Genomic DNA, 11,070 nt, shown 5'->3' with positions numbered 1-11,070 from the left:
ATCGCCGCCGACAGCCCGGCGGGGCCGCCGCCGACGATCACGACGTCGTATTCCATCGATTCGCGCGGGCCGTATTGCGCGAGCAAGTCCTGTGTGGTCAAAATCCTGTCTCCTCCTGCTGCATCCCGACCGTCAGCCGGTCAGAACTGGTCTTCCGTCAACGCGAGCACGCTCTCGTTGCCCTTCGCGCCGACGATCGACGCTTCGAGCGCGCCCGCCTGCACCAGCACGTGCTCCGCATAGCATTGCGCGATCGCGATCTTCGCGTCGAAGAACGCGACGTCGTTCGCGCGGTTCGCGTGAGCGGCCACCAGCGCGCGCGCCATCTGCCACCCGCACAGCACCACGCCCGCCAGCTTCAGGTACGGCACGCTGCCCGCGAACACCGCGTTCGGGTCCTGCTTCGCGTTCGCCAGCACGTAGTCGACCACCGCCGACAACGCGCGCGCCCCCTTCTCCAGTTGCGCCTTCATCGAAGCGGCCGCCGCGCCGTCGATCTTGCCGAGCGCCGCGACCGTGTCGCCGATCTCCGCAATCAGCGCCTTCGCCACCGCGCCGCCGTCGCGCATCGTCTTGCGGCCGACCAGGTCGTTCGCCTGAATCGCGGTCGTCCCTTCGTAGATCGCCAGGATCCGCGCGTCGCGGTAGTACTGCGCCGCGCCCGTCTCCTCGATGAAGCCCATCCCGCCGTGCACCTGCACGCCCAGGCTCGCGACGTCGTTCACCATCTCCGTGCTCCAGCCCTTCACCACCGGCACCAGGTATTCGTAGATGGCCTGATGACGCGCGCGCATCGCCTCGTCCGGATGGCGATGGGCGATGTCGCTGTGCGCGGCAGCCACATACGCGAGCGCCCGCGCGCCTTCGGTCAGCGCACGCATCGTGCCCAGCATCCGGCGCACGTCCGGGTGATGGATGATCGTCACCGACTGCCTGGCCGAGCCGTCCACCGGACGGCTCTGCACGCGTTCCTTCGCGAATTCGGCCGCCTTCTGGTACGCGCGGTCGGCCACGCCGATCCCTTGCATCCCGACCCCGAAGCGCGCCGCGTTCATCATGATGAACATGTATTCGAGGCCGCGGTTCTCCTCGCCCACGAGATAGCCGATCGCGCCGCCGTGATCGCCGTATTGCAGCACCGCCGTCGGGCTCGCCTTGATCCCGAGCTTGTGTTCGATCGACACGCAGTGCACGTCGTTGCGCGCGCCGAGCGAGCCGTCGTCGTTGACCAGGAACTTCGGCACGATGAACAGCGAGATGCCCTTCACGCCTTCCGGCGCGTTCGGCGTGCGCGCCAGCACCAGGTGGACGATGTTGTCCGCCATGTCGTGCTCGCCCCACGTGATGAAGATCTTCGTGCCGAACACCTTGTACGTGCCGTCGCCCTGCGGCTCCGCGCGCGAGCGCACCAGCGCGAGATCCGAACCGGCTTGCGGCTCGGTCAGGTTCATCGTGCCGGTCCATTCGCCCGAGATCAGCTTCGGCACGTAGCGCTGCTTCTGCTCGTCGGTGCCGGCCGTCAGCAGCGCCTCGATCGCGCCGTCGGTGAGCAGCGGGCACAGCGCGAACGACAGGTTCGACGCGTTCAGCATCTCGATGCACGGCGTCGCGATCAGCTTCGGCAGCCCCTGGCCGTCGTATTCGGCCGGATGCTGCAGCCCCTGCCAGCCGCCTTCGACGAACTGGCGGAACGCTTCGCCGAAGCCCGGCGTCGCGGTCACGACGCCATCCTTCCAGCTGCTGGGATTGCGGTCGCCTTCGACGTTCAGCGGCGCCAGCACCTCGCCGCAGAATTTCGCGGACTCGTCCAGCACGGCCTGCGCCGTGTCGTAACCCGCATCCTCGAAGCCCGGCAACTGCGCAACGGCGTCGATGCCCGCGAGTTCCTTCAGCACGAACAGCATGTCCTTGACGGGGGCGTTATAGCTCATGGTCGATGTTCCAATCAGGCAGTGAATAGGAGCGCCACGGGGTCCGATACGGCAAAACCGGCCAGCGTTGGGCGACGTGATGGGCCATCCTAACGCCGGGCATCCGGATTCCCATTGTCATATCCGGCCCACATGGTGACAAAACCGGCCACGTCACGTACCGGCGGACACCGCCGTGCCCGGCGGCGAACGCCCGCCGGACGGGCGCCGGCGCCCGGTCCGTCGGTATCGGCAATCGCGGTGATGCGCCCCAAAAGGAAACGACCGGCCGCACTCGCGCCTGCCCCGCTCGACCGACGAAGGAAGCCGGTTATGGGAGTGTCCGCTCAAACACCGGCCGTGAAAACCACAAAAGGAGCCGGTTATGGGATTCAATCCGTGCACGCGCGCACCCGCGACGCTCAACCCCGCGCCCGCGTCACGCCCGGCGCCGATACGTCCCCGGCGTACTGCCGGTCCAGTGCCGGAACGCGCGATGAAACGCGCTCGGATCGTCGAAGCCGATATCCGCGCCGATCGCCGCGATCGTATCGGGCGTATCGGTCAGCCGCTGGATCGCGATATCGCGCCGCAGCTCGTCCTTCAGCACCTGGAACGTCGTCCCTTCGGCGGCCAGATGGCGGCTCAGCGTACGCACCGAACAATGCAGGTGCTCGGCCGCCTGGTCGATCGCAGGCAGATCCGGCAGCGCCGCCGACAGGTACTGCCGCACCCGATGGCACACGAGCTGTTCGCTGAACGATTCGAAGATCCAGTCGCCGGGCGCGCGCGCGAGGAATTTGCGCAGGTTGCGCTTGCTCTGCCGGATCGGCGCGTCGAGGTAATCGGCGCTGAAGCGCATCAGCGTGCGCTCGCGGTCGAACTGCACCGCGCCGGTGAAGAAGTACAGGTGATCGACCGCGTGGCGCGGCCGCGGGCATGCGAACTCGATCTGCAGCAGCGGAATCTTCTGCCCGATCAACCAGGAGCACACGCCGTGCACGAGCTTGAGCATCAGCTCCTGGCCGAGCGCGCCGATCGGCCCAATCGCCTCGTTCGGGCGCAGCAGCACCTGCGCGACGAGATCGTCGCGCTTCGATTCGACGAAGAAGTCGTCGAGCAGGATATGGAAGAATTGCCCGAAACGATGCAGCGCCGTTTCGAGGTTGCGCGCATCGAGCAGGCTCAGGCACAGATACTTCAGCGTGCCGCCGCGCAGCGGGCGCGAGAAGATGCCGGGCATCTCGTCGTCGAGATCGATCGCGAGCGTGCGGTACAGCGTCGAGAACTGTTCCTCCGTCACCCGCGCGTGCGGCTCGCCGAGCAGCTCGATCGGAATGCCGGCGCCGCGCAGGTAGCGTTCGACCACGTCGCGCTGCACGCCCGCGCTCGCGAGAAAGCCGTTGACGAGCGAGATCGGCACCGTCGCGCTCGGCGACGGCAGCGCACGCCCGGGCCGGGCGGAAAGTGAGTCTGAGCCGGTCATCGCGTCCCCGTCGATCGAACCGACCGCATTGTACTTGAGCGGCCCGCGCGCCACCTTCGGGGCTTTCCACACACCAGGCCGCGCAGCCGCCGCGCGACGCGTCGCCCACATCAGTCGGTGCGGCTGAGTTCCCGGCGCAGGATCTTGCCGACCGTCGACTTCGGCAGCTGGTCGACGAATCGAACCAGCTTCGGCACCTTGTACGCGGCCAGGCTCGCGCGGCAATGCGCGACGAGCTGCGCTTCCGTCACGTCGGCGCCTGGCGCCAGCACCACGAACAGTTTGACGGCCTCGCCCGTGCGCGGGTCCGGCACGCCGATGCACGCGCATTCGGCCACGCCCGGCAGCGCGGTCGCCACCGCTTCCACCTCGTTCGGATACACGTTGAAGCCCGACACGATGATCATGTCCTTCTTGCGGTCGACGATCCGCAGGAAGCCGGCCGAGTCGAACACGCCGACGTCGCCGGTGCGGAAATAGCCGTCCGCCGTGAACGCGGCCGCATTGGCGTCCGGCTTCTGCCAGTAGCCGCTCATCACCTGCGGCCCCTTCACGCAGATCTCGCCCGCTTCGCCGATCGCCACCTCGCGATCCTGCTCGTCGAGCAGCTTCACGTCGGTCGACGGCAGCGGCAGGCCCGTGGTGCCCGTGAACCGGTCGATCGACTGCGGGTTGAACGACACGACCGGCGACGTTTCCGAGAGCCCATAGCCCTCGCGGATGAAATTGCCCGTCACCGCCTTCCAGCGCGACGAGATCACGTCGATCACCGCCGCGCCGCCGCCGGCCGACAGCTTCAGCCGCGACCAGTCGACCTCCTTCAGGCGCGGATGGCCGGCAAGCCCCGCGTACAGCGTGTTCACGCCGACGAACACCGTCGGCCGCGCGGCCTTCAGCACGTCGACGAACCCGTCCATGTCGCGGGGATTCGCGACGAGCCAGTTCTGCGCGCCGATCGCGAAGTAGGACAGGAAGTTCACCGTCAGCGCGAAGATGTGATACAGCGGGATCGCGGTGACGACGACCTCTTCGCCCGGCTGGCGCGCATCCGGCACGATCGCCGCGAACTGCGCGATGTTCGCGACGAGGTTGCGATGCGACAGCGCCGCGCCCTTCGACAGGCCGGTCGTGCCGCCGGTGTATTGCAGCAGCAACAGGTCCGCGCCGCTCAGCGCAACCGGCTCGCACGCGAGCGATTCGCCGGCGGCGATCGCGTGCGCGAGCGCGATCGAACCGGGCGGCAGTGCGTCGCACGTGCCGGCCGGCGCATCGACGACGCCGAGATCCTCGCGCCCCACGCTCAGCACGGTGCGCACGCGCGTGCCGCCGACCACCTCCGCGAACGTGCCCATCGACCCGCCGCAGACGACCGCCGCCTCGACTCCTGCGTCGTTGAGCTGATGCTCGAGCTCGCGCGCGGTGTAGTGCGGATTCACGTTGACCTGGATCGCGCCGATCTTCGCGACGGCGACGAACACGACCGGAAACGCCAGCACGTTGGGCAGCATCACGGCCACGCGATCGCCCTTGCGCACGCCGACGACCCGCTGCAGATACGCGGCCAGCGCGGTCGACAGGCGGTCGACGTCGGCATACGTGAGCGTGCGGCCGAACGCATGGAACGCCGGACGGTCGGCGAAGCGGCGCATCGCGTCGTCCAGCAGCGCGCTGACGGAAGGATGGCAGTCGGCGTCGATCTCGGCGGGGACCGAGCCGTACGACCCGGTCCAGTGTCTGTTCGTCATGTCTCACTCCTCGGGGACGGCACGCCGGCATGCGCGCCGTTCGCACGGCGGCCTGCACGCCGGAAGGACGCGGGCCGCCGCCTGAGCGGCGACTATCGCCCGCGCGACGCGCTTTGCAAATGATCCGGCCGGCCGAAAACATGATCGAAACGGACACGCGCATGCATGTGTCCACGTCGCTTCGCACGGCGAACGCCCGTCCGATCGGGCCGTACCGTCGGCACGTCAGGGTGAACCCTGTGGCGAACGGAATCGTTCCCGCGCAGAATGGCAAGCCGTCAACGATATCGATTCGGACGCAGGATTCCCATGTCGCGCAGTGCGCTGTTGAAACCGACGGACGCCCGTCCCCCGCGGCTGCCCGACGCCGACGCCGCCCACGCGTTGCGCGAGCAGCGCTTCACGCCGGCCAAGCTGGCCGTGCTGGTCGACGTGGCCGCGCAAGCCGGCCTCGATCCGGCGGCGGTGCTCGCCGGCACCGGCCTCGCGCCGGCCGACGTCGCGGACCCGTTCACGCTCACGTCGCCGCTGCAGTTCCTGACGGCCGCGCGCAACGCGGTCGGCCGGTACGACGGCACCGACCTCGGCGTGCGCGTCGGCCGCCTGCTGCGTGCGTCGAGCTACGGCATGTACGGCTACGCGATGCTGTGCTCGGAATCGCTCGCGCGCGCGTTCGATGCGGCCGTCAAATATCATCGGCTCGCGAACGGGATGCTGCCGATCCGCTGGGTCGAGCACGGCGACACCGCGTCGTGGCTGTTTCCGGACCGCCACGAAGTCGCGCTGCCCGATCTCGACGAGCCGCTGTACCGTTTCCTGATCGACATGCAGTTCGCGCTGCACGTGACGATCATCAAGGACGTGATGGGCGGATGGTGCGTGCCCGCGCGCGCGCAGTTCGCGCAGCCGCGGCCGCCGCACGGGGCGCTGCTGGCCGACGCGCTCGAATGCCCGATCGCGTTCGACCAGCCGCATCACGTGCTCAGCTATCCGGCGGCCTGGCTCACGCGCGCGCCGCAGCTCGCGAATCCGATCACCGCCGCGCAGGTGTCGTCGCACTGCGCGCAGTTGCTCGACGAATTGCGCAGCCGATCGGGTATCACGCGACGCGTATACGAGGAGCTCACCCGCACGCCGGGACAATTCCCGGACATCGACGCGATCGCCGAGAGCCTGTGCATGACCTCGCGCACGCTGCGCCGCAAGCTCGAAGCCGAAGGCACGTCGTACAGCGAACTGCTGACGAGCGTGCGCAAGGCGCTCGCGATCGACTACCTCGGCACGACCACGCTCAGCACCGAGGACATCGCGCTGACGCTCGGCTTCAGCGATGCCGTGGGATTCCGCCACGCGTTCAAGCGCTGGACCGGCACGACGCCGAGCGACGTGCGGCGCAAGCGCGGCCGATGACGCCGCCGATCGCGGTCAGCGCGCGTCGCCCGCCGCCGGCGACGCCACCGCCAGCGCAAACTCGAACACCGCGCCGCGCCCGGGCCGGTCGACGAGCCGGATGCCGCTGCCGTTGAGCGCCAGCATCCGGTGCACGATCAACAGGCCGAGCCCGCCGCTCGTCGCCGTGCCGCCGCTCATCGGCCGCTGCGGCCGCTGGAACAACCCTTCGCGCCGCGCCGCCGGAATCCCTTCGCCGGTATCCGACACGGTCACGACCACGCGGTCGCCCTGCGGTTCCAGCGCGATCTCGACCTCGCCGTGCGAAGGCGTGTGCCGCAGCGCGTTGTCGAGCAGGTTGGTCAGCACGCGCTCGATCATCCCGAGATCGGCCGACACGGCCGGCACGCGCGGCGGAATCCGCGCATGCAGCGCGACGCCGCGCGATTGCGCGGCCAGCTCGAATTTCTGGAACACGTCCTGCACGAGATCGACGAGCGAGAACGGCTCGCGCTCGGCCTGTACGCCGCCCGATTCGAGCCGCGCGAGTTCGAACAGCGCCTGCGCGAGCCGCCCGACCTTCGCGCTCTGCGCGAGCGCGATCGACAGGTAGCGGCGCCGCTCGGGCTCGGCCAGCGTGTCGGCCTTCAGCGACAGCGTCTCCAGATAACCGTGCAGCGACGTGAGCGGCGTGCGCAGGTCGTGCGAGATGTTCGTGATCAGTTCGCGCCGCTGCTGGTCCTGGCGCGTCAACGCGCGCCACTGCTCGCCGATCCGGTCGGCCATCTGCGCGAACGCGGATTCGAGCACCGCAATGTCGTCGCCGCGACGGCCCGGCGGCAAGCGCAGCACCGGCGGCGGCGTGTCGGGCGCGCCGGGCGCAGCGTTCGCGTCGAAGTCGCGCATCGCGGCCGTCAGCCGGCGCAGCGGGCGCGTGATGAAGCCGAATGCGACGAGGCCCGCGAGCAGCCCGAGCAGCGCGACGATCGCCATCGACCACAGCGTCGTGCGCAGCACGTTGCCGGCGTCGACGCGCGCGGCGAGCCGGTCATGCGCCTCGCCGAGCAGCACCACGTAGATGTAGCCCGACGGCGGCTGCCCCGCGCGCTGCAGCGGCGCGGCGCTGAACACCTTGCGCGCGTCCGGGCTGCGCGGATCGTCGCCGAGGATCGGCAGCGGCTGGCCCGCGATGAAGCGCTGCACGGGCGCGAGATCGACGCGGTCGCGCTTCACGTGGCCCGGCGGCGCATCGTCGCCCTTGATGCGCCCGGCGTTGTCGAGCAGGTACACCTCGACGCTAGGGTTCACGCCCATCAGCTGCCCGAACAGCGTGCGCACGGCGTCGGGACGCAGCCCGTTCGCGTCCATCAGCGGCGCGCTGCCGGCGATGTTGGCGGCCAGGTCGCGCGACAGCGCCTGCACGACTTCCTTCTCGCGCATGTCGTTCGCACGGATCTGCAGCCATGCCGACGCGCCCGAGCACGCGAGCAGCAGGATCGAGAACACGAGCGACAGCCGCCGCGTGAGCGTGAGCTTCATCATGCGTCCGGCGCGGCGAGCTTGTAGCCGCGTCCCCACACGGTGAGGATCCGCACGGGCTCGGCCGGATCGGCCTCGATCTTCGCGCGCAGCCGGTTGATGTGGGTGTTGACCGTGTGTTCGTAGCCTTCGTGCTGGTAGCCCCACACGGCGTTCAGCAGGTCCATCCGCGAGAACACCTTGCCCGGATGCCGCGCGAAGAAATACAGCAGGTCGAATTCGCGCGGAGTGAGATCGATGCGCGCGCCGTCGACGCTCGCCTCGCGCGCGATCGGGTCGATCGCGAGCCCCGCGACGTCGAGCGTGCCCGCGTCGATCCGCGAATCGCGCGCGAGCGCATCGACGCGCCGCAGCAGCGCCTTCACGCGTGCGACGAGTTCGAGCACCGAGAACGGCTTCGCGAGGTAGTCGTCGGCGCCGAGTTCGAGGCCGAGGATCCGGTGCACCTCGCTCGACCGGGCGCTCGTGATGATGATCGGCGTGTAGCGCGTCATCGCCCGCGCGCGCCGGCAGATTTCGAGGCCGTCGACGCCCGGCAGCATCAGGTCGAGGATCAGCGCGTCCCAGCCGCCCTGTTCGAGCAGGCGCAACCCTTCGGCGCCGTCCGCGCTGTGCACGACCTCGTAGCGCTCGTCGCGCAGGTGCAAGCTCAGCACGTCGGCGATGTCGGCGTCGTCCTCGACGATCAGGATACGTTTCGGGTGGTCCATGGCGGTGGGCGGCGGTACGTCGGAGCGGGGCTGGGTCACGGTTGTCGGGCGGCGATCGGGGCCGGCGCGAAGCGCGGCGGAAGGCCGCGCTGCCGCCATTGTGCAAAATTTTGCGGCCGCGAGTGATCACATTTCGTTTAAATTTCGACCGTGCCCGTGATGGGGGCCAATATCAGCAAGGCTTCCCGCCGTCAAAAGGTGCTGCGGCATTCGAGTGTGATGACGAAACAGGCAGGGCTGGAGACTCACCGGGCACATCGGCCGGACGGCTCGGCGTCGAACGCGAACCCGAAATGCCGCTCTCCGCGCTGATGCGCGAGGTCGCGCAAGCGCGGCCGGACCCGGTCGCGACGTTCTGCACGAACCTGCATGTCGCGCGCGTGGCCGCACCGTTCGAGCCGGCGACGGGCGTCGCGGCTTACGACCGCTCCGAGCCACGATTTTGCGGGTACATCGTTACTCAGCGATTCGCTCGAATGTATCCGCATTGGTCTGGACGGCATGCGCCCATCCAAACTCCGACGATCGCGAGCCTTGCCGAGGCGCCTTGCTGGTCACGACATGCCATGCCGTCTGCAGCTTGCCGTCACGCAGCATGCCTGTGAAAGAACAGATCGCCGTCACTACGTCATTCGATATGCCGAAAGCGAAGTTGATGCAATCGCCAAACCAAACGCCTGAGACAGGCAGATCGTGACCGAAGAAGGCGCTGTCCTGCAACGCGGTGCTGAATACGCCACGGATGGCGCCTTCCTTGTCGCTTGTGATGGAAAGCGTGGAGCCGTATTGATTACGCCACGTACCGATCCAGTTCATAACCCACCTCCGGAGGACTTGATCGCGCACTAACGGGCCGAGCGTTCCTGGTGCCAGCGCCTTCTCGCGGCAATCGGACTCTCAAGGCCAGCGCCGCACATAGGCGAGCGCCGTCGTGATGGCCAATCCCGGCGCGAATCCGGCAATAGTGAAGAATCGCCAGCGCCCATGGCGCCGACATTACAGTCAAAAAGTATAGACGCTCGTCAGACGATATGAAGTGCTGCATATAGCGAGCCGGCAAGCACATACTCTTTCGTTCGCTACCTTATTGATCACGATACGCCGTCCGGGGCGAAAGCCAGCCTGCGTCGACATGAGTCGATCAGGACGCCTGTACGTGTTCCAATTGCTCGTGCGGTCGCCGCGACGGCGTCGAGGAGTTGTCGAGCAACTTCCTCGCCTGACCCGCTTGGGGTTTCTGGATGAAGTCCGTGCGGCTCGCTCTTTCAACGCCCCGTCGTTGCAACGGGGATCTCAACGGCGGACGGCAGAACGCACCGTCACGCTCCTGCAAGTCCGAGAATCGGTCAGCCATCCGCGTGACGGCGTGACCTGCTGCATGCCCCAAGCAGCAGGTCGTCAACGCCCCCGATGCGAGACCGATCGCGGCGCGCCGCCCATGCGCACTCAATACGACTTACCGCCCACCGTCGCCGCTTCCAGTTCGCGCGTGATGATCTGCGTGCCGCCCACGTCGGCGACCGATTTGACCAGGCCGACACCCGGCGCGAGCCAGTCGTCCGCGATCGTCTTGCTCGTCAACGCCGGGTTGGTGAAGGTCTCCGTCGCGTGATAGTGGCAAGCGTTCGCGAAGACCTTGCCGTTGCGGAGACTGACCGTTTCGCGCGCGACGTACGTCCGCTGGATCGAGACGGACGTTTGCGCGCCGCCTGCCGGAAAGACCGGCGTATCCACGTAATTCACCGTTTCGCTTCCCGCGAGGCCGATCGTCTCGACATAGGGCGGCGAGTTCACGTCCCGCAATGCAAGCGTGCCGCCGCTGTAGACCTCGCCACCGTAGTTCGTGCGCACGCCATTGCCGACGAGGTAGTAGTGATTGGTCTGAATCGGCGAGCCTGTCGTGGTTTCGGCCTGCTGCGTGAGCGCCACGCCGTTGAACGTCGCCGGCGTGTAAGTCCGCGTGTACACGCCGTTGTCGACCGACGGGCTCTGCGACGTCGCTTGCGTATACATGTGCAGTTGCACGGTATCGCCCTGCTGGTAAACCGGATCGCACTCGACGTTCGAGGCGGTCGGCGAACCCGAATTGCCGTCGGGTGCGCCCGTGGTCGGCGTCCCGCCGCTCGGGCCGCCGCCACCGTTGTTGCTCGCCCCCGATCCGCCGGACGCCACAGGCGAGGAATTGTCGTCGCCGCCGCAAGCGGTCAGCACGAGGCAGGTCAATGCAATCAGTACAGCGGCTTTCATCGGGGTCCCCTTTCAAACGAACTGGACGAACGAAGCCGGCACGC

The 11,070-nt window shown here is 68.0% G+C and carries 8 protein-coding genes; 1 reads left to right on the top strand and 7 read right to left on the bottom strand.

Going from position 1 to position 11,070, the window contains the following annotated elements:
* Positions 1-140: 140 nt before the first annotated feature.
* The 3 genes from WT24_RS17845 to WT24_RS17835 all read right to left on the bottom strand — a co-directional run bounded on the left by WT24_RS17845 (position 141) and on the right by WT24_RS17835 (position 5,141).
* Positions 141-1,931 (bottom strand): acyl-CoA dehydrogenase, encoded by a 1,791-nt coding sequence (locus WT24_RS17845; RefSeq protein WP_060035276.1) that lies wholly within the window; start codon positions 1,929-1,931, stop codon positions 141-143.
* A 418-nt stretch (positions 1,932-2,349) separates the two neighbouring features.
* Positions 2,350-3,507, bottom strand: a complete 1,158-nt coding sequence (locus WT24_RS17840; protein WP_060035274.1) for an AraC family transcriptional regulator — start codon at positions 3,505-3,507, stop codon at positions 2,350-2,352.
* Positions 3,507-5,141 (bottom strand): AMP-binding protein, encoded by a 1,635-nt coding sequence (locus WT24_RS17835; protein WP_060035272.1) that lies wholly within the window; start codon positions 5,139-5,141, stop codon positions 3,507-3,509. The genes WT24_RS17840 and WT24_RS17835 overlap by 1 nt, the downstream gene beginning before the upstream one ends.
* Positions 5,142-5,450: 309 nt before the next feature.
* On the opposite strand from WT24_RS17835, the gene WT24_RS17830 reads away from it, so the two are divergent.
* Entirely contained in the window at positions 5,451-6,551 is a 1,101-nt protein-coding gene (locus WT24_RS17830; RefSeq protein WP_059503488.1) for an AraC family transcriptional regulator, read from the top strand.
* Between the two features lie 15 nt (positions 6,552-6,566).
* Here the strand turns inward: WT24_RS17830 and WT24_RS17825 are convergent, their stop codons facing one another.
* The 4 genes from WT24_RS17825 to WT24_RS17810 all read right to left on the bottom strand — a co-directional run bounded on the left by WT24_RS17825 (position 6,567) and on the right by WT24_RS17810 (position 11,026).
* Positions 6,567-8,069 carry a HAMP domain-containing sensor histidine kinase gene (locus tag WT24_RS17825; protein WP_059794122.1) on the bottom strand — a complete coding sequence of 501 codons (1,503 nt, stop codon included), beginning with the start codon at positions 8,067-8,069 and terminating at the stop codon, positions 6,567-6,569.
* Positions 8,069-8,779: a response regulator transcription factor gene (locus tag WT24_RS17820; RefSeq protein WP_059503486.1), complete on the bottom strand. Its 711-nt coding sequence runs from the start codon at positions 8,777-8,779 to the stop codon at positions 8,069-8,071. The genes WT24_RS17825 and WT24_RS17820 overlap by 1 nt, the downstream gene beginning before the upstream one ends.
* Before the next feature lie 456 nt (positions 8,780-9,235).
* The gene (locus WT24_RS17815) at positions 9,236-9,595 is read right to left on the bottom strand and encodes an avidin/streptavidin family protein (protein WP_059503479.1); all 360 of its coding nucleotides are present in this window, start codon (positions 9,593-9,595) and stop codon (positions 9,236-9,238) included.
* Positions 9,596-10,225: 630 nt separating this feature from the next.
* A complete protein-coding gene (locus tag WT24_RS17810) occupies positions 10,226-11,026 on the bottom strand; it encodes a hypothetical protein (protein ID WP_060035270.1) in 801 nt (266 codons plus the stop codon).
* Between the last annotated feature and the right edge of the window lie 44 nt (positions 11,027-11,070).

Source organism: Burkholderia sp. MSMB1078WGS, assembly GCF_001528895.1.
Taxonomy (GTDB): Bacteria; Pseudomonadota; Gammaproteobacteria; order Burkholderiales; family Burkholderiaceae; genus Burkholderia.
The sequence above is the reverse complement of the archived record's forward strand: the minus strand, read 5'-3'. Positions and strand labels throughout refer to the sequence as shown.